Source organism: Streptomyces abikoensis, assembly GCF_014648775.1.
Lineage (GTDB): Bacteria > Actinomycetota > Actinomycetes > Streptomycetales > Streptomycetaceae > Streptomyces > Streptomyces abikoensis.
Genome location: NZ_BMRT01000001.1, coordinates 1417892 through 1436711, shown reverse-complemented (window position 1 = coordinate 1436711; position 18820 = coordinate 1417892). Strand labels below are relative to the sequence as shown.

The window sequence follows — 18820 nt, the reverse complement described above, 5'->3', positions numbered from 1 at the left end:
GAGGGGGTAGCGGAACGGCCACGCATTTCGGCGAGGAGGCGCTCCATCTCGTGGTGGGTTTTCACGTGGCCGCCTGCAGTGCTGACGGCCTCGGAGGCCCGGCGCAGCGCGCCGCGTCCATGGGCGTGATCGAGGACCAGCTGCCATTGCCAGCGGTCGGCGTCCGGGGTCCCGCGTGACGGGGCGGAGTTGCTGCGGTGCGCGCGGTCTGCGCGAAGAGCGTCGTGGCGTTGCACGTGTCCGCTACGGCGGTGAGCAGCTGTGCATGGGCCTTGGACAGGTGGTCCGAGGGGCTCGTGAACCGGGTGGTGAACTCGGTGGCCAGCAGCGTGGTGTCGCGGGAGAGGCTCTGGGCGGTGACCGTGTGCTGCAGCATCGTACCGACCGGGACGGTTGAGGGAACGTGGCCTGTGGCGTCGAGCAGTTCGAGGTGGTCGCAGGCAGCCTTGAGCCGGGTGGACAGCTGCTGCAGGCGTTCCAGGAAGGGGTCTGAGGCGGACTCTGTCATGCGATGCCTTAGTTCCGTATTTGTCTCGGCATTTATGCAGATTCAATGCATGCGGGCGTCGGTGTCGAAGAGGGCCAGTTCCTGTGGGTGGAGCAGGTGCTGGACGATGAAGGATCGGCCGGCGACCTTCCACAGGCCGCGTCCGCGGTTGAGGTGGGCGATGGCCTGGGATTCCACGGAGGTCAGGCCCAGCAGTCCGGCGGCGGCGAGGACTTGGTCGGCTTCCTGGCGGTAGACGATGCGGGTGGAGCAGTCGGCGAGCAGGCCCTCGGCGAGTGCGCGTCCGCGCGAGCCGGCGTCTCCGGCGGTGAGCAGGTCGGACAGGCGGTGGATGACCATGAGGTTGGCGATGCCCAGGCCGCGGGAGAGTTTCCACTGGGACTGCATGCGTTCGAGCAGGCCCGCGTGTCGCATGAGTCGCCATGCCTCGTCGTAGACGACCCAGCGCCTGCCGCCGTTGGGGTCGGCGAGTGCGGACTCCATCCATGCGGAGGCGCAGGTCATGGCGAGGACGAGGCCGGTGTCGTCGCCGGAGCCGCCGAGGCGGGAGAGGTCGATGGTGAGCATCGGGCTGCGCGGGTCGAAGGCCACGGTGGAGGGGGCGTCGAACATGCCGGCCAGGTCGCCGTGGACAAGGCGGCGCATGGCGTGGGCGAGGTCGCGGGCGGCGTCGCCGAGGCGGCCGGAGAGTTCGCCGCCGGCGATGTCGAGCAGGCCGGGGTTGTTGAGGGTGGCGGCGATGTCGCCGAGGAGCGGTGTGCGGCCGGTCTGGGCGGCGTGGGTGACGACGCAGTCGAGGGCGACGTCGAGTGCGGTGTGTTCCATCGGCAGCAGGTCCCGTCCGAGGACGGTACGGGCCAGGGAGCCAAGCAGCATCAGGCGTCGCTTGCGGACTTCGCTGGCCCAGTCCTCGGCGGTCACGCCGTCGGGCTGTGGGGGTGCGTCGAGGGGGTTGAGTTTGCCGGGCAGGCCGGGGCCGAGGGCGATGGTCGTGCCGCCGAGCGCGGCCGACACGGCTGTCCATTCGCCTTTGGGGTCGCAGGGGACGTAGATCCTGTATCCGAAGGCGACTGAGCGCAGGGCGAAGCTCTTGGCCAGTGCGGATTTGCCCATGCCGATGACGCCGGCGAGCAGGACGTTGGGGTTGGTGAAGCCGTCGAGCTTTCCGTACAGCGCGAAGGGGTCGAAGGTGAAGGAGGCTTCGGCGTGGACGTCGCGGCCGATGTAGGTGCCTTCGGCGCCGAGGCCGCCTTCGGCGAGGAAGGGATACGCGCCGGCGACGGTGGCGGTGGTCATCCGGTGGGCGGGCAGGGCCAGCTTCCCGCCGCGGGCCGAGGCTGGACCCGGCCGGCCACTGGCCGGGTACTGCGGCATCGGTCCCTGGTCGTCCGTCCGGCTGCGGCGGCGGGCGGGGGCGGGGGCGGCCTTGCGGGCCTTGTCGCGGGCGGCGTGCAGTTGTCGGCGGTCGGCGCGGCGTCGGGCCCGGTCGCGGGTGTGGGGAGTGAAGAGCGGGGAGGCGCTGGCGCGGCGGGCGGTGCGGGCGGGCCGGTGGTTCATCGGGTGGAGTGCTCGGCTTTCAGCGGGGGAACGGTCTCAGCTGGTGCGGTGGCGGGCGTGGCCGTGGAGGGGCGAGTGCAGGTCGGCCGGGGTCGTCTGCTGCCGGACGAGGGTGCTGGTGCGCAGGTGGCGCAGGCAGATCGTCAGGAACGGCGGCCCGGTGGGGTCGATGTCCTGCTGGCAGGTGTCGTCCTGCGGCGCGTCCGGGTCGAGTGCGGGGGTGCGGGGAGATTGGTGGAAGGCGTCGTGGAGGTGTTCGCCGGCCTGCCACAGGCGGGTGCGGGCCGCCGCGAAGTGGCTGCTCTGGGCGGGGCGTTCGCTGCGGGTCTGCTCGGCGAGCCGGCCGAGGAGGGTGTGGAGGGCGGTGAGGTGGGCGTGGAGGGCGTCCACCTGGGCCCGGGTTGCCGGACGGCCGCCGGGGGATGAGGTGGTGGTGCGGGTGTGGTGGCGGATACCGGCGGTCGCTGCGGTGAGGTAGGCGAGCGGCTCGTTGCCGGTGGGCGGGGACGGAGGCGTCACGAGAGGGTGGTCCTTCCTGCGGCTTGCGGGTGTTACAGGGCGGTGCGGGCGAGCGGCAGGGCGGCGGTGGCGAACGCGTCGGGCTGCTGGTAGGTCAGGCGGCGCAGGTCGACCTGGGCGGAGACGGCGGCGGTCTCGATCTGGGCGCAGGCGGCGTCGAGTTGGTCGTCGCTGTCGGCGGAGACGGTGAGCAGGCCGGTGAGGGCGACGTCGGCGTGGCCGGCGATCAGCTGCCGCTCGCGCTGCTTGACGTCCGCGTACTCGACGCTGTCTTCCTCGTTGTCGACCTGGCCCTTGCGCTGGCGCTCGGCCGCGTCCGCGATGATCGTCGCCTTCCTCCGCTGGACATCCTTCAGTGCCGCCTCGAGCTGCTGGGGGACGTAGATCAGGGAGAAGGAGCGGCGCACGCCGGCGGAGAACAGCACGGTGTGGAGGAATCCGGCGCCGACTTCGGTGCGGGGCCAGTTCTCGACCCAGTAGGTGGCGTGGTGGGCGCTGTCGGTGATGACCCGGTCGGTTTCCTCGACCTGGACGACGGGGCCGGCGGCGGCCGGGTCGGCTTCGGCACGGCCGGTGGGCGACCACTGCTGGAGGGCGGAGAGGGCCTTGGGGTCGTAGGCGGTGCGGATGACCGCGGCGATCTCCCGGGCGTCCAGCCAGCCGGTGACCGCAAGGCCGGCATTGCGGGCGGCCTGGGTGAGGGTGGCGGTGGTCTGCTGCAGCACGGTGAAACCACCCGGCAGTCCGCCACCGGCCTGCGAGATCAGCCGGCGGGCGGCCTTCATGTCGAGGGAGATGGCCAGGTACGCCTCGTGAGGGGCGGCGGCCGGGCCGGCGGCGGCGACGAGCTCGGCGTACACGGTGCCGGCGACCGGGGCCTGGGGGTGGCCGTGTTCGTTCCAGTGCCGGGTCAGAGCGTCACCGGAGTCGGGCACCGTGCGCTCGAGGACCTGGATGGTCTTGATGTGCCCGGTGCGGGCCAGGCCGGCCAGGGTGCGGCCCCAGCCGGAGACGTTGGCGTTCTGGGTGGCCGGGTCGAGGAGGGCGAAGGCCCGGCTGGAGATGCGGGCGACGGCGGTCATGGTGCCCGCGCGCGGGTCGTGGACCGCGGCGAGCTGCCGGTCGGGGGAGGTGAACACCCGCAACGAGGCGTCGGTGCCCGGCAGATGGAGCAGGCCCTCAGTGCGGGGGCGGCTGGAGGGACGGGAGAACCACATGTGCTGTCCTCGGGCGCGGCGGATGGAGTAGCGGGTGATGACCGGGGCCCAGTCGATGAGCGAGCGTCCGCCCCGGCGGACGAAGACCAGCGCGGCAATGGCCGCCCACAGCGGCGTGAGGGCGAACGCGCCGGTGAGGCCGGTACTCACGACGATGAGCATCAGCACCGCCAGGGTGGAGGCGGTGAGGGCGAGCTGGGGCAGGGAGAGCCCGAGCAGGATGCCGCGGCGACTTCGGTGCGGGAACTTCACCGTCACCGGCACAGCGGCGGAGTGATCAGACATACAGATGGGGGCCGTTCTGGAAGTGCAGGGGGCACGACGAAGCAAGAGGTGGCGTGGCCGGGTGGGGCCCTGGGGCACCCGCCGCCGCAGTGGACTGGGTCGGCGGGTGCCCCAGGGGTGGGGGACGGTGGGTCAGCTGCCGGTCGCGGGAGGCGACGGCGGGGCGGCCGTCTCGCCGGACCGGGTGACGGGCTGTGGCCTGGGCGTGGAGACCGCGGGACCCTGCGGAGTCGGGGCCGGCGGTCCCTGCCCGATCAGACCGGAGCCGGAGGCCAGACTCGCTCCCGGCTGGCTACCCGCGGCCATGAGTCCGGACTGCTGCGCCGGCATGCCGTTGCCCTGGCCCGTCAGCCGGCCGGACTGCGGGGATGAGGATCCGCTGTCGTCCGTGGCGAACCGAGGGGGAGGCGTGGGCGTCGGCTCGTCGCCCGAGCCGCCCTCGCCGTGGCTCCCGGAAGATCCCGACCCGGGACCGGACGTCCCGCTGCTCGCTCCCGAACCGGAGTCGTTATCCGAATCCGAGTTGGAACCTGAGCCGGAGCTGGAGGGAGCTGCCTTGGCCAGCAGCTGGCCGGGGACCTGCGGCGGGCCCTGCGGGGCTGCCGCGGCCAGAGCGGCACCGCCGCCACCTCCGGCCGACATGGCCATGGCCTTGCGGCCGACGCCCTGGGCGGTACGGGACGCAGCCGCCATACCGGCGCCGCCGGAACGGTGGAGGTCCTCGCCGTGACCATCAGCGGCCCAGTGCACGAACCGGTACGTGATGTACGGGCACAGCAGCACCATGACCATCACGACGATGCCGGCCATCGCATCCGAGACGGCGGCGAGCCCGTCCTTCGCCTCGGTCTTGCCCATGGCGGAGACGCCCAGCAGGAAGACGATCGTCATCAAGAGTTTCGAGACCACGAGGGTCGCGGTGGCTTCGATCCAGCCCTTGCGCCACCGCTTGGCGACCTCCCAGCCGCCGCCCGCACCGGCGAAGCAGGCGAGCGTGACCAGGACGAGGATGCCGACCTTGCGGACCATCATCACGCACCAGTAGAGGAACGCTCCGATGGCGGCGCCGATCGCCACGAACGTTGGTACCAGCCAGCCCAGTTCGTACATGCCGCCGTACTGGGAGACCTTGATCATGCGGCGGACGGAGTCCGCGATCGAGGAGTGCCCGGCCTTGAACAGGCCGTCCGATAGTGCGTCGACGACGGTGAGGGCGACGGTGGTGAACGCGATGGCGCCGAAGGCGAACATCACGCCGACCAGCGTGCCGCTGAGCGCCTGGCTCAGAGCCTGGCCGTCGCGTTTCCAGGCGGCTCGCACCAGCTGCATACAGAACGTGCCGACGATCACCAGGAGGGCGATCGGCAGGATCAGTTCGTAGTTGTCTCTGAACCATCCTGCATTGAGATCGACCTTGGTGGTGGTGTCGACAGCCTTGGCGGCCAGGTCGGCTGCCGAGGCGGCGAGTTCGCCGACGCTCTTGGCGATCCACGCGCCGAGACCCTCGGTGATGGACTTGCCGGGGTCGGCGACGAAATCGATCGCGTCGACCGCCTTGCAGACGTTGTCCACCAGCGGGAGATTGCAGAAGCCCACAGGTTTTTACCTCCTTCCTGCTGGGCGTGGGTCAGGGGGCGACGCGGGGGGAGACCCCGGACAGGGCACAGTCACGGTCGGGGCGGCACTGGACGGCGAGCGTGATCGCCCGGCCCTCGGCGCCGGCTCCGCCGCCGCGCCAGGAGATGGACTGCTTGCCGCTGACGGTGACCACGTAGACATACGCCTCGGTGATGGCGCCGGGGTTGTCGCCGAGCGCCTTTGTGAACGCGTGCGGCATGTGACCTTCGGCGATCTTCGCGGTGGCGTACTGGCCGTTGTCGTGCATCCGCGACCACAGCGTCGGGTCGGGGACCTGCGAGGCCACCGAGTCCCAGTCGGTGTACTTCGGCTCCTTCGTCATCCACGCCTTCAGCCCTGCCAGGTGCTGCGGCTGGGTGGTCCGGCGGGTGTCGTAGGACCACAGGGCACCGGCAGTGGCCTTGGCGAACTCCGCCGGGTCACGGGTGGACGGCGGCTTCGGCACGGCGCCGCTGCCCTCACCGTCGGCCGAGGCCGTGGGCGAGGGGCTGCTGCTCGCGGAGACTGGAGGGGGCGAGCCGGCGGGCTTGTCGGTGTCGGCGGTGAGGTAGGCGGTCAGCCCGGCCGCACCGGCCAGGACCGCCAGGGCCGCGATGCCGGCGGCCAGGCGCCGGTTCATCGACCACGAGGCCGTCCGCGAGGTCAGCGCGGAGAAACGTGGGGTGCGCGGGCGCTTGAAGTGACGTTTCAGCATTAGTGGACCTGCGTCCCGAGCGTGCTGAAGAACGACACGATGCCGTTGGCGGCGCCGAGGCCGAGCGCACATCCGGCGCTCACGACCGCGCCCTTCTTCCCGTTGGCTTCGGCCTGGTGGCCGCCGGTGTAGTGGCCCCAGGCCCACACGGCCAGGCTCACTGCCAGAGCGCCGACGATCGCAATGATCGCGAAGAGGTTGATCGAGGAGATGACGTCCTTCAGGACGGACAGGCCCGGAAGCCCGCCCTCCTTCGGGCTGATGCCCGGGTTGTAGGCGAGGTAGCGGACATGGTCGAGCGTGGGCACAGACGAGCTCCTTGCGGGCACGCCGAAACAGCGTGCGAAAGCGACGAAAGAAGAGGGGGAGAGTGGAGGCGAGCGCCTCGGAGAGGGGGGAAATGCCGCAGAGCGGGCTCAGGCGCAGGTCTCGGCCTGCTTGCCGGAAGGGCGGTCGCGGCCGACGGCGTGAGCCGTGCCGACGTGAGCTGCTTCACTGGCGCCCGGGGGTGTGCCCCGGGCCGGGGGAGGGGAGTGGCTTCGGTGAAGCTGGGGGGCGTTCCGGTCAGTTGAGGATGCGGCGCGCGGCGAGGATCTGGGGTTTCCAGTTCGCGAGCGTGGTGATGCGCACGACGTCACCGGTCTTCGGCGCATTGATGATCAAGCCGCTGCCGATGTACATCCCCACGTGCTCGGGCACCGCCGCGGTGCCCCGGGTGAAGAGCAGGTCCCCGGGCTTGAGCGAGCTGACCGAGACGGCCTTGCCCTCGTTGACCTGGGTGTAGGTGGTGCGGGAGATGTTCACGCCGGCGGCGTGGTAGGCCATCTGCATCAGCGAGCTGCAGTCGCACCGGCCCATCGGGTCCGGCCCGTGCGAGTTTTCGCAGGTGCCGCCCCACTGGTACGGGGTGTCCAGCTGGCCGAGCGCCCACCGGATCGCGGTCTGGATCTTCTTCGGGGCGTCCTTGGGAATCGCGTAGCCCTTGGGCACCGCGCCCGGCGGGATCGTGCCGAAGTTGCTCCCGTCCGCTCCGGTGGCGCAACCACCCTTGCCGGTCGTGGAGTTCTTCTTGTCCTGCTTGTCCTTGTCGGTGGTCTTGCCGTCCTCGGGCTTGGACTTGCCGCCGTCCGGCAGCGTCTTGATGATCGCGGACTGCAGGGCACGGGCCAGCGGCTCCCACTGCGCGTACGCATCAGGGAAGCCAGAAATCTGGACGGCCTGCGCGGCCTGGGTGACGGTCATCGACTCCCACCCGCGCACCTCCAGCAGCGCCTTGTAGAACTTCGTGGACGCATACACCGGGTCGCGTACCTGGGCGGGGGTTCCCCAGCCCGCGGACGGCCGCTGCTGGAACAACCCGAGGCTGTCCAAGTCGCCGTAGTTGAGATTGCGGAGCCGGGATTCCTGCATGGCGGTGGCCAGGGCGACGATCTGACCGCGCTCGGGAATGTGCATGGCCACGCCCGTGGCCACGATCGTCTTGGCGTTGGGGATCTGCTCGGCGGGCAGCTCGAGCCCCTCGACCAAGACCTTCCCGCCGCCCTTCCCGCCGAGGATGTCCTTGACCTGTTTGGCGACTGCTTCGGCGTCGACCGATCCGGCCTCGCCTCCGCAATCACCGTGGGCGGCGCTGGCTGCGCCGCCGCCGGCTGCGGCGACCGCGGCGGTGCCGGCCAGCAGCAGCGGGCTGAGGACCGCGACACCGATGGTCGCGACGACGGCCTTCAACGCCACCTGCCCGGCCGGTCAGAAAGGGCCCGGGGCGGCGGAATGGCTGGATGAGGGCATGGGTGTGCCAAGGCAGTGTCTTTCGAGCGGAGCCGTCCGGGCGTGCGCTTGGTCCAAAGGCGCCCGGAACAGGTCTGGTTGCTGGTGGTGCGACAAGCCGGCGCGGGGGAGTTGCAGCTCCTGGGCCGCGTCCGGGGCATGTGTCAGGTGCTCGGTGGCATGACGAAGAGACCTCTCCTGAAGGGAGCCGGGAATTGAGGGGTGCCGTCCGGTGTGGCCGGGGCGGGCATGACCAGAACTGTAGGGACGGAATCCCGGTTGACCAAAGGATTCGGCGGCCGGAAATGAATTCAGGGAAGTTTTCCCTCTGCCCGGGGTCAACCGGGTTTTTGGGCCTACAGTTTGGAGTCGCTTCGCAGCCGCCGTCTGGATCACCAGGGCGTGCTTCTATGCGAGCGTTCTCCTCTCGCACCCTTTGAACGGGACCTCGTCATGTCTTTTTCCCTGCACCAGGGCGACGCTCTGTCCGTACTGGCCACGCTGCCCGACAACAGCGTGGACGCCGTGATCACCGACCCCCCGTACAACTCCGGCGGTCGCACGGCCAAGGAACGCACCTCCCGCACGGCACGGCAGAAGTACACCTCGACCGACGCCGAACATCAGCTGGCGGACTTCCCCGGCGAGAACATGGACCAGAGGTCCTTCACGTTCTGGCTGACGCAGATCCTCACCGAGGCACACCGTGTGACGAAGCCGTCGGGCACGCTGCTGCTGTTCACCGACTGGCGCCAGGCAGGCTCGATGTCGGACGCCCTCCAGGCGGGCGGCTGGACGTGGCGGGGCACGCTGGCCTGGCACAAGCCCCAGGCTCGTCCGCAGAAGGGCCGCTTCAAGCAGTCCTGCGAGTTCATCCACTGGGCGTCCAAGGGCGCAGTGGACGCCGACCGAAACCCGGTCTACCTGCCCGGCCTCTATACCGGATCCCAGCCGCGCAAGGGCCGCCAGCACATCACGCAGAAGCCCGTTGAGGTGATGCGGGAACTGGTGAAGATCTGCCCGCCCGGCGGCACCATCCTCGACTTCTGCGCAGGCTCCGGATCCACGGGCGTCGCCGCCCTGCTGGAAGGCTACGACTTCATCGGCATCGAGAAGACGAAGCACTACACGGACATCGCCGCAAACCGGCTCACCGAGGCTCTCCACACGGTCTCCTCGCAGGACGATTACGCCCTCGCTGGCCCAACCGAGTAACCGACGATGCCCACCGGCGGAGCCACGGGCCCTGCCCTTGGCGGATACGGGCTGGCTGATACCGCCTGCTTATAGCGCCCGGATACCGGTTACCCAAACTGGCCGGAGTCCGGATGCTGGCCTTCACTGAACTCGCCCTGTTGGAAAGAAGCTTTGTGTCTGATTCCCCCGACCCCTCCACGGGAGAAATCCCGGAGCCGGTCCGTATGACGGACCTCGACCTGGCTGATCTGTCCGCGAGCGTGCGCCGGCTGATCGACCAGTCCCAGGAGCAGGCCCGCGTCCTGGACCACCTGGCCGCCGACCCGCCGCCGATACCCCTGCCAGGACCCGACTTCGGCGGCTTCGCTCCTGGCCCGGGACCGGCCGGTGGTGGTGAACCGCTGTTCATCATGGCCATGGAGGGCCAGGCGTACGAGACCGAGCTCGACGCGCTCACCGACTGGGTCGACGACCTGCTCCTGCCGGTCTACGGCCGGGAGATCACCTCCAGTGCCCCCTGGTGCCCCTGGTGGGACCAACACCCCGAGGCTGTTGCCCGTCTCCATGCTCTGTGGCTGGCCTGGCAGCAGCACATCGACCCCGAGGCCGGCCCGTCAGGCCCCTCGACGTGGCACCGCGACCACCTCGACCACGCCATGGCCCAACTCCGCGCACCCGGTGGTCCTTTCGCCGCGTGCACCACGAATCCGGCCCGGCCCGCGCACCGCCTGCTGCCCGGCCCGAAGCCCACCACCGACCCGGTCCCCACCACCGGGACACACCCAGGCCACGTGACGCCGACGTGAGCTTCCCCAAGTTCGCGTTCGCCGCCGACCCCCGCGCCCTGGACGATCTGCGCGAGGCACCGACCGAGATCCGCGGCCTTGCCCTCCTCTCCCTGCAGGACCTTGTCCACGGCGAACAACGCGGCCAGCGTCTCGACGACCGGCACGGCCAGGACCTGTCGGACTGCCGCAAGCTCTACGTCGACGCCAAGGTCGACTGGCGCATCGTCTACCAGGAACGCCCCGCCCCGGTCGGCTCCCTGCACAAGCGGGAGATCTTCCTGGTCGCCATGCGGCCCCGCGCCGGCTTCGAGGCGTACAACACCGCCTTCCACCGGCTCGGCCGCACACGCACCACCTCGTCGCCCCGCGCCAGCGCCGCCCGCGCCCGTTCACCCCGCACCGTGCCGGTCCGCACTGCTGCATCCCCCACACCCCAGCGCCGCGCTGTCCCCGCGGTCACCGCCGCTCCGACGGCTCCGCTCGCCCAGAAAGGTCCTTCCCGATGACGCCCTTCCTTGCTGACCTCCTGATAGACGCCTCCTGCTGCGCCCAGCATCGCCTCGACGGGGCCGGCGCACGCCTGCCGTACCCGGCGCTCACCCCGGCCCTCCACGCTGACAAAGCCCTGCAGGAGGAGCACCGCGCCCGGTGTCGGCAGAAGGCACTCGAGCTGCTGGAGCGTGCGGAAGAGCTCGTCCACCTGCTCAGCGCCACACCGCGCCACAGCGCAGCCACCAGGGCAGTTGCCGCGCATCCGCCCGCAGGCCGGCACGCACATCACGCGGTGGAATACAGCCAGGGTGATACGGGAATCCTTCGGGCTTGCCGTGAGACGTTCGCCGCCCACGGAGACCCGGGAGTCCTGCCCACGACGGACATCGTGGAGGCCCTGCGCTCGACAAAGGGGCCTGCCTTGGGCACCTGGCAGCGCGAAGACCTCACCCCCCGACGCCTGGCCATCCTGCTGTCCCCCTACAGCATCCGCTCGCACAATATCCGCCTGCCCGACGGCACCCAGCGCAAGGGCTACAGGCGCTCCGAGTTCACCGCCGCGCTGCGCCGACACCGCCCGGACCTGTCGGTCAATCCCGCCCGCCGTGACGAGCGCGCCGCGTGAGCACCGCGAGAACTTCCCCGAAGGCGCTGACCTCCCTCGATGCACGGGTGGAGAGCGCAACGGGCTGGAGCATCGACGCACTGTGGGAGACCGGCGTCCATGCCGAGGAGGGGCTTGCGGACGTGGTGGCCGCGCACCGCGCGCTGGCGGACGCGGAACGGGGTGTCACCTTCTACCGCACCCTGCTCCACCGGCTCTCCAGCGGCGAGTTCGAGGTCGAAGACGCCCTCTTCCAACGCATCGACCGCACCGTCGCGCAGCTGCAGGACGCCGCCGCCCAGCGTGACGAGCGCGCCGCTGAACTGCTGTGCACGCTCGAGCCCTTCGAAGAACGGAACCGGCCCCGCCTGGCGCCACCCGGGGCCGATCTTCTCCAGGCCGACTACGCCGCGTTGGTGGCCATCGCCCCCGGCGGCGCGGTACTGCGCGAGCACCTGCTCACCCACCGCATGTCCGTGACCACCCCCGCCGGCAGCCGCGTCACGTGGCCCGCCTTCCAGCGGCTCGAAGCACAGGGCCTGGTGAACCGGGACATCACACGGCCTCTGCACGCCGGGCAACCCATCACGCTGACCGATGCCGGCCGCGCCTGTCTGACCCGGACCCGCCAGAGCCCACCCGCGGTACAGACCGTCCCGACCGCTGCGCCCGTGGCTGCGCGGACGGCCCAGCCGCGCCGACGCTGACGATGCCGACGCCACGGTTCACCGCCGTGGACGACACCTGATCGAAGAACACCGTTGAACCATCCCGAACGCGACCTGCCCGATCTGTCCGCACTGGACTTCCGTCTCGAGGGATACACCCTGGCTGATGGGAGTGATGACTACCTCTTCCACGCGCTGACCACGCACCACGATTGCCTCGCTCCGCTGGTCACCCACCATACCGACGACGGCCGGAACAGTTACCTCGTCCTGCATGACACAGCGGCAACCTGGGACATCCCCGGCAGCCCGCAGCTGCTGGCCGTGACGCTGACCCGGGACCCGGACAAGTGGACCTTCCGCTTCGACGCCGAGCGCCATCCTCTGATCTCCCTGGCCCAGCGGTGGCTGATCGTCCGAGGGGCGGAACCGGATGCCGTCCGTGTGCCGCCGGAGCGCACGGGAGCACGGCCGTCCGATGCACTCACCACAGTCCTGGAAGAACAGCTGATGACCTCCGGCACCCGGTACGCCGTCGTCGAGCACTACACCGACGACTGCGCCGAGTACGAGACGTCCGTGCTGGTCCACGACGCCGACCCCTCCAGCGCCGACAAGCCGTACCGTCTCTTTCTCGAAACGTGGTCACCCGACAGCCCGACCTACACCCTGCGCGAAGGAGCCTTCCGCAACGCCGAAGCGGCGTGGGAGTGGATGGAGAGCCGCGAGGGACCCCTTCCGGCGCCGCGTACCTCTATCCCCGGCGTGCTCGCCACGTCCAGGGCCGTGGCCGCCCGCACCACCATCCGCAGATCGCCCCAGCCGCCCCCGGCGGCCCTACCGCCCGCCAAGCCTCCGACGCCTCCCTCGTCAGGGCTCCGGCGCTGACCGGGTGGGTCTGCCCACAGCCGCCCCAGCCGGGCGGTGGCGGGTGTCTGCTTATAGCGCGTGATCACCGGTTATCCAAACCGGCCGTCATCCCGACCCTGGAGGCACTACCACCCGTATCGCCCAGGGAGTTGATTGATGAGTGACGACGAGGTGCTGGCACTGTTCGGCGCACGGATCGAGCAGTCCCTCGGCCGCACCCTCACCGACCTCCAGCAGCACATCGCGACCACAGCGCACCCGGACGCGGGCCTCGCGGGGATCGTGGAGGCGTACGCCCGGCTCTCCGAGTTGCAGCAGACGCTGGAAGGCCACCACGACGTGCTGCTCGAACGACTCGGCGCAGCGGAAGACGGCCTGAGTGAAGTTGACGGAGGGCACCTGCTGGAGGCCGCGGGCGCGGTCACCGAGGCGATGGCCGCCCGTGACGCCCAGGCCACGGCCCTGCTCCGCCTGGTCGACCGCCAAGCCTCCCGTCCCCTGGCCGACCCGGTGGCGGCGCAAGCCCGACGGGCGGCGGCCACCGCCCACTCCCCGAACTACCCGCTCGCGACCGCGCCAGTACCGGCCGTGAGCACCGTGCCGCCGACGGCCATCCACACCGAGGCGTCGGCCCGCCGCCGGTGAACCACCCTTTTCCACCTTGCCGTTGATATTGAGGTCTGTGTGAGTGTTGCTCTGCTTCCGTCCAGCAAGGACGGCGTCATCGAGGCCGCCTTCGGCCACAGCATGGAAGAACTGCACCAGCAGCAGGCCGCCGCGTCGGTCTCGCCGGCCGTGCAGCGCATGCTCGAGCTGCGGCGGTTTCTCACCGTAGCCGAAGGCCACCTCGACGAGGTCCGTGACCGCCTCCACACGGCCACCGCCCCAGGCCAGGAACCGGCGGCCGAGGACCTGGCCGTCGACATCCAGTGGCTGGCGGCAGCTACCACCGCCAAAGCCCAGTACGCCCAGGCCATCGACGAGCTGCTGCGCACCATGCCCACCAGCTCTTCGCGGCCTGCGGCTGCCCGCCCGGTGGCCACGGCGCTGCCGGTCCGGCTGGCGGCAACGGCCTCCACCACGCCCGCCGTACGCCGCAATCGCTGACGAGCCGATGCCCCGTACTCGGCTCCCTTCCCGAGCGTCGTGTGCAACCGCTGCCCGTACCCGCTGACCTTCTGCAAGGAGCCCTTCGGTGACCGCCACCACCTTCACCTCCCCGACCCCCCACATCAACGACCTGCAGCGTGTGGAGGAGTCCCTGGCGATGATCGCCCCGCGCTGGAGCGTGTGGACGCTGCAGACCCTCCAGCAAGCCGACCGCCTGCGCTACCACGAGGTGCGCGAGAAGCTGCCCTGGCTGAAAGATCCCGCTGTCTCCCAGCGACTGGCGGCCCTGGCCGACCACGGACTCGTCGACCGCAACGCCACCGACGGACGCCCGGTCTACTACGCCCTCACCGACCGAGGACGCGAACTCGCCCCCGCCCAGAATGCGCTGGCCGCCTGGGCCGGCTCATGCCTGGAGGACACCGGCCCCACTGCCCGTGCCGAGCAGGTCGAGGACGTCCTCAAGCTGATCACCCCGCGCCACGCCACCGCCGTCCTGTGGGCGCTGCAGACCAACGGCCCGATGCGTAGCGGAGAGTTGGCCCGCGAAGTGGCCCCCGGACTGTCCCCGATGGTGATCACCTCCCGGCTGCGGCAGCTGGGCGCTGACGGTCTCGTCGAGCGCGTCACCGACAGCCACCGCTCGCCCTACCAACTCACCGCCGCCGCCCGCGCCCTGGGCCCGGCCTACACCGCGCTCTCGGCGTGGGCCGCAGGCAAGCCGCCCACCACAGCACACCACCCCCTATGGGCACCCGCCCAGGCCGCTGACCGTGCGCAGGATGGGCAGGGGCGCCGGTCAATGGCCGCGGCCGCCGTCGCCACCAGCCCCCGCACCACCCCGGCCATCACCGCACAGCGCACACCGCCCTCGTGGCGGCACGCCGACCTGTTCTCCCACACCACCCGCCACCAGCCCATCGTCCCGGGACCGACGACGAGCGGACGGTCACGATGACTAACGCCACGCCCCGCATACCGGTTGCCGAGCTTCAGCCGGAACCGATGGCCTTCACGTCCCTCGCACCCGGCCTGGGGATACACCGCACCGCTCGCCGTCGCGCACCGTAGCAGCACCTCCTGACGGCCCTTTCCTTCCACCGTCCTTCCGCCTCGAGCCCCGCTGGGCGCGGGCTTCACCACACGGTCCCCGCTGCGCGGGGCCGGTCCCTTCCGCATCACAGGAGCACCACCACCCCATGCGCACCCGCACCACCCCTCGTACCGTCCGGCTGCTGTCGACTGTCGTCGCCGCCGGCGTGGCCGGCACCCTCGCCTGGATGCCGACCGCCCAGGCCGCCGACGCGAAGCCGCTTGACTTCGGGCCCGGCTACGCGATCCCGGACTCCGACGGCAACGCCGCCACCTCCCACATCGGCGCCTACGGTCCGCCCGGCATCAAGGTCTGGGGCGACAGCGAGACCTACTGCGCCGACCCCGAGCGCAAGGGCCCCCAGGCCGCCGGCGGCTACACCGGCCCGAAGACCGTCACCCACTGGACGTCCTCCGAGACCGGCCAGGCTGTCCCCGACTCCCACGTCGCCTACGCCTCCTACGTGATCGGCAAGTACGGCCAGACGCAGTCCAACGAGCAGGCCGCCGCCGTCGACGCCGCGACGTACGAGTTCCTGGCCGGCGGGAAGTACGCCCTCAACGGATCCCGCGGCAAGCAGCGCCTGGGCTACCCGAACGTGTCGCCGACGGCCCGCACGCTGGCCGAGGGCTACATCGCCGAAGCGAAGAAGTACGCCGGCCCCTATACCCTGCACATCAAGCCGAGCATCGAGACCACCACCGCGGGCAAGAAGGTCTCGGTGGCCGTCGAGGTCACCGCCTCCCTGTCCGGTGCCAAGGTCCCAGGCGTCAAGATCGACCTGTCCGAGACCGGCTCCGGCACCGCCCGCGGCAGCGTCACCACCGACAAGGACGGAAGTGCCAGCTGGCAGTTCACCGCCGGCACGGCCGGTGAAGCCACGGTGAAGGCGACGGCGAGCGGGCTGCCGGGCTCCCAGCTGAAAGTCCTCGAACCGCGCGACGCCTCGGCCCAGCGCATGCTGCTGGCTGGCGACACCACCACTGCCGAAGGCACCACGAAGGTCAAGGTCACCCCCGCCACGGGCGGCGTCGAGATCCACAAGACCGACCCGGGCAAGGACACGATGGCCGGCGCCGGCTTCCAGCTCATCGACCCGGTCACCGGAAAGACCGTCGCCGAAGGTAGGACGAACGCGGACGGCATCCTCGCGTTCGAGAACCTCGCACCGGGCACGTACCGCCTGCACGAGACCGATAGCGGCGACACGATCCACGCCCTGGTGCCCGACCAGGACATCGTCATCACCGAGGGCCAGTCCGCCAAGGCCCATCCGATCACCGTCGTCGACCCGTTCAAGGACGCCGACCTCCTGGTGAAGAAGATCGACAAGTCGACCGGCAAGGCACTCGCGGGCGCGGTCATCGAGATCGACTCCGACACCATCGACGCGGCGGGCAAGCACCAGCCGGGCAAGAAGGTTGCCGAGCTGACCACCGGCGCGGACGGCACCGCGAAGCTCAAGCTCGGCGTCGACCTCAAGGCGGGCACCCGCTACTGGGCCAAGGAGACCAAGGCCCCCGAGCACTACCAGCTGAACAAGACTCCGGCGCCGTTCACGGCAAAGCCGGGGGAGCAGGTCGCCGTCACGGTGGAGAACACCCCCGTCCCGCCCACCACGCCGCCGACGACCCCGCCCACCACGCCGCCGACCACCCCGCCGCACCGGCCGGACAAGCCCAAGACCCCCGACACCCCGGGCGGAGCACTCGCCCACACCGGTGCCGACACCACCGCATGGGCGCTGGGCGGAGCCACAGCCCTGCTGCTGGCCGGAGGAGGCGCACTGTGGGCAACCCGCCGCCGGCAGAAGACCGCCGCCGAGGACGAGACCACCGAACCCCAGGAGTAACCCCCGCCTGGTTCCGGGAGGGGAAGCCTGAAACCCCTCCCGTTCAGGAACTCGCCCCTGTGACCTCCCCGTTCCGTCGCACGTCTCGCGGCGCTCGCCAGTCGGCGGGCGCCGCCCCGGTTTCCAGGAGCCACCGCTGTCCCCCTCTGTCCGCGAGGACCCGTTCCAGGAGTACCTCGTCTCCCCGCGCCACCTCGCCGGCTCCACCGCCATCGGCGACCCTGGACTCCAGCCCCTGCGCGACCTTGGTTGGGCCCTGCACCACGACGACCTCGGCAACACCTACGTCTCCGCACCAGACCACCGGATCCGCCTGGGCTACCTGCCCGAAGGAGACGACGACGGCCTGTGGCGCATCAGCGCCTACGACGATGCTTTCGGCTCCGTACGCTGGGCCGCGACCTTCAACGACCGCACCCCCACCGAATTCGTTACCGCCTTCACCACCGCCCTCGCCCACGCATACCCCCAAGGCCCCGGCGCCTGCCTCCACGGCGCGACCAACGAACCCGCCCAGGCGTTCACTCCGATGACCGCGGCCGGCTGGCAGCACGACCGGCGCGCCTGGACGGACGAGCTCACCGCCCCCGACAGCCTCGCCCGCCTCACCTACGAGCACCTCGCCCCCGACCACCAGAGCGAGATCGCCGGACACCACTCCCGCTGGTGGCTCCGAGGCGGCACCGGCCGCCGCTTCCCAGACTGGTACGTCACCTTCACCACCCACACCCCTACCCAGCTCATCACCGCCACCACCACAGCCATCGCCGACCCCACCCCCGTCACCCGCTACGCCCGCGAACTGTCCCTCCTCACCCGCAACCACGCCCAGCTCACCCCCATACCGCCCCCGATCCCCACACCCCTGGACGTACGCCGCGCACAGGCCGCCCGCGCCCGCACCGCAACCACGCAACGCCCTGGAACCGCCGCACCCAGACCCGCACCGCTGTCACCAACAGCAGCGGTCGGACGCCGAGCCCGCTGACCGCACACCCATCCCGCACGAGGCCCTCACCCCCCCGGTGAGGGCCTTCGTCATGTCGTCCCCGCGAACACTCCGGAACCAGTCGCCGGGCGACGAACGTCGTCCGCCGGCAGGCGAGATGGCCATGCAGGTAGTCGATTCGCCCAGGGCAGACGCGGAAGAGCCGTATCGGACTGGAGAGACGTCGCGGACCCATGTCAAAGTCACCCAGTCCGAAAAACCGCAGGTCAGAGAAGGGATGCCCTCATGACCATCGAGACGACGACACCGGGATTCCGTACCGCCCTCGCCGCCCTGCGCCTGCGCGAGTGGCAGATCGGCCCCGGCCAGGCCACCCGTGTCCTGAACCAATTCGATGCCGACGACTACCACTTCGTGGTCGACGACAGAGCCGACGTCCACGTCTCATCGAAGGACGGCCGCCTCTACCTCGGATACTTCCCCGAAGGCCGGCCCGGGACAGACGGCGAGGGCTGGAAGATCGCCGTCACCGGCACTGCGGACGTGCCCGGCTGGGCAGCGAGCTTTGATCAGGAGACCCCAGCCGAACTCATCGCCGCCTTCGTCGCAGCGGTGATCTCCACCTCCCGACCCGCAGCCCCATACAGAACGACCGCAGCGACCATGACCCGCTGACCCCGATCGCGGCACCTGTACACCTACCAAGGAGAACGATCTTGCCCCAAAACATCACCGTGCGAGAGCTCGTCCAGCATCTGCAGACCTACGACGATGACGCTGTCATCCGCCTCGCCGTCAGCCCCGACTTCCCCTTCGCGCACTACCCCGGCACGCTCACCGAGGGGCTCGACGACGACGGCCGTCGCGCTGTGTTCATCGCCGACGGCGGACAGCAGAGCTACCTGCCCCGCCCCGTCGCCGTAGCCCTGCGATGGACCACCGACACCACCGCACCGCAAACTCGACGCCGCACGGTACGCGCCACGGCACGCTGACCCGGACGACCACTAAC

Annotated in this window: 21 protein-coding genes and 1 pseudogene; 14 read left to right on the top strand and 8 right to left on the bottom strand. The window is 70.5% G+C overall.

The annotated features are described in order from the left end of the window. Window positions 1-61: 61 nt before the first annotated feature. The 8 genes from IE096_RS06255 to IE096_RS06220 form a co-directional block, all read right to left on the bottom strand. Window positions 62-508, bottom strand: coding sequence for a hypothetical protein (locus tag IE096_RS06255; RefSeq protein ID WP_189449149.1), 447 nt, complete (start codon window positions 506-508; stop codon window positions 62-64). Between the two features lie 42 nt (window positions 509-550). Then, on the bottom strand, window positions 551-2065 hold the full coding sequence (locus tag IE096_RS06250) for a putative type IV secretion/conjugal transfer ATPase (RefSeq protein ID WP_189449147.1): 1515 nt from the start codon (window positions 2063-2065) through the stop codon (window positions 551-553). Window positions 2066-2101: 36 nt separating this feature from the next. Next, a complete protein-coding gene (locus IE096_RS06245; protein ID WP_189449145.1) occupies window positions 2102-2584 on the bottom strand; it encodes a DUF6238 family protein in 483 nt (160 codons plus the stop codon). A 32-nt stretch (window positions 2585-2616) separates the two neighbouring features. Then, complete coding sequence (locus IE096_RS06240; protein ID WP_189449143.1) at window positions 2617-4086, bottom strand: SCO6880 family protein; 1470 nt, start codon at window positions 4084-4086, stop codon at window positions 2617-2619. A gap of 132 nt (window positions 4087-4218) precedes the next feature. Next, the gene (locus IE096_RS06235) at window positions 4219-5682 is read right to left on the bottom strand and encodes an SCO6881 family protein (RefSeq protein ID WP_189449141.1); all 1464 of its coding nucleotides are present in this window, start codon (window positions 5680-5682) and stop codon (window positions 4219-4221) included. A 31-nt stretch (window positions 5683-5713) separates the two neighbouring features. Then, a complete protein-coding gene (locus tag IE096_RS06230) occupies window positions 5714-6418 on the bottom strand; it encodes a hypothetical protein (RefSeq protein WP_189449139.1) in 705 nt (234 codons plus the stop codon). Then, a complete protein-coding gene (locus tag IE096_RS06225; protein WP_049714171.1) occupies window positions 6418-6726 on the bottom strand; it encodes a DUF6112 family protein in 309 nt (102 codons plus the stop codon). Before IE096_RS06225 ends, IE096_RS06230 begins: the two co-directional genes overlap by 1 nt. Window positions 6727-6982: 256 nt before the next feature. After that, window positions 6983-8146 carry a C40 family peptidase gene (locus tag IE096_RS06220; RefSeq protein ID WP_189449683.1) on the bottom strand — a complete coding sequence of 388 codons (1164 nt, stop codon included), beginning with the start codon at window positions 8144-8146 and terminating at the stop codon, window positions 6983-6985. 492 nt (window positions 8147-8638) lie between these two features. On the opposite strand from IE096_RS06220, the gene IE096_RS06215 reads away from it, so the two are divergent. The 14 genes and pseudogenes from IE096_RS06215 (at window position 8639) to IE096_RS06150 (ending at window position 18803) form a co-directional block, all read left to right on the top strand. Then, window positions 8639-9400 carry a DNA-methyltransferase gene (locus IE096_RS06215; protein ID WP_189449137.1) on the top strand — a complete coding sequence of 254 codons (762 nt, stop codon included), beginning with the start codon at window positions 8639-8641 and terminating at the stop codon, window positions 9398-9400. Between the two features lie 155 nt (window positions 9401-9555). Then, window positions 9556-10188 carry a DUF4913 domain-containing protein gene (locus IE096_RS06210; RefSeq protein WP_229819954.1) on the top strand — a complete coding sequence of 211 codons (633 nt, stop codon included), beginning with the start codon at window positions 9556-9558 and terminating at the stop codon, window positions 10186-10188. After that, window positions 10185-10676: a hypothetical protein gene (locus tag IE096_RS06205; protein ID WP_189449133.1), complete on the top strand. Its 492-nt coding sequence runs from the start codon at window positions 10185-10187 to the stop codon at window positions 10674-10676. Before IE096_RS06210 ends, IE096_RS06205 begins: the two co-directional genes overlap by 4 nt. Beyond that, window positions 10673-11287: a DUF3631 domain-containing protein gene (locus IE096_RS06200; protein ID WP_189449131.1), complete on the top strand. Its 615-nt coding sequence runs from the start codon at window positions 10673-10675 to the stop codon at window positions 11285-11287. Before IE096_RS06205 ends, IE096_RS06200 begins: the two co-directional genes overlap by 4 nt. Further along, entirely contained in the window at window positions 11284-11973 is a 690-nt protein-coding gene (locus tag IE096_RS06195) for a hypothetical protein (protein WP_189449129.1), read from the top strand. The genes IE096_RS06200 and IE096_RS06195 overlap by 4 nt, the downstream gene beginning before the upstream one ends. 54 nt (window positions 11974-12027) lie before the next feature. Beyond that, complete coding sequence (locus tag IE096_RS06190; RefSeq protein WP_189449127.1) at window positions 12028-12822, top strand: hypothetical protein; 795 nt, start codon at window positions 12028-12030, stop codon at window positions 12820-12822. A 138-nt stretch (window positions 12823-12960) separates the two neighbouring features. After that, a complete protein-coding gene (locus tag IE096_RS06185; protein WP_189449125.1) occupies window positions 12961-13449 on the top strand; it encodes a hypothetical protein in 489 nt (162 codons plus the stop codon). A 39-nt stretch (window positions 13450-13488) separates the two neighbouring features. Further along, complete coding sequence (locus IE096_RS06180) at window positions 13489-13911, top strand: hypothetical protein (protein ID WP_189449123.1); 423 nt, start codon at window positions 13489-13491, stop codon at window positions 13909-13911. Window positions 13912-13999: 88 nt separating this feature from the next. Beyond that, a complete protein-coding gene (locus IE096_RS06175) occupies window positions 14000-14872 on the top strand; it encodes a winged helix-turn-helix transcriptional regulator (protein ID WP_189449121.1) in 873 nt (290 codons plus the stop codon). 241 nt (window positions 14873-15113) lie between these two features. Then, window positions 15114-16859 (top strand): Ig-like domain-containing protein, encoded by a 1746-nt coding sequence (locus tag IE096_RS06170; RefSeq protein WP_189449119.1) that lies wholly within the window; start codon window positions 15114-15116, stop codon window positions 16857-16859. Between the two features lie 136 nt (window positions 16860-16995). Further along, window positions 16996-17316 (top strand): annotated as a pseudogene (locus IE096_RS32070) (SPDY domain-containing protein); the annotation flags it as partial. A 72-nt stretch (window positions 17317-17388) separates the two neighbouring features. After that, entirely contained in the window at window positions 17389-17847 is a 459-nt protein-coding gene (locus tag IE096_RS06160; protein WP_189449117.1) for an SPDY domain-containing protein, read from the top strand. 246 nt (window positions 17848-18093) lie between these two features. After that, window positions 18094-18483, top strand: coding sequence for an SPDY domain-containing protein (locus IE096_RS06155; RefSeq protein ID WP_189449115.1), 390 nt, complete (start codon window positions 18094-18096; stop codon window positions 18481-18483). Window positions 18484-18524: 41 nt separating this feature from the next. Then, window positions 18525-18803, top strand: coding sequence for a hypothetical protein (locus IE096_RS06150; protein WP_189449113.1), 279 nt, complete (start codon window positions 18525-18527; stop codon window positions 18801-18803). Window positions 18804-18820: the final 17 nt, after the last annotated feature.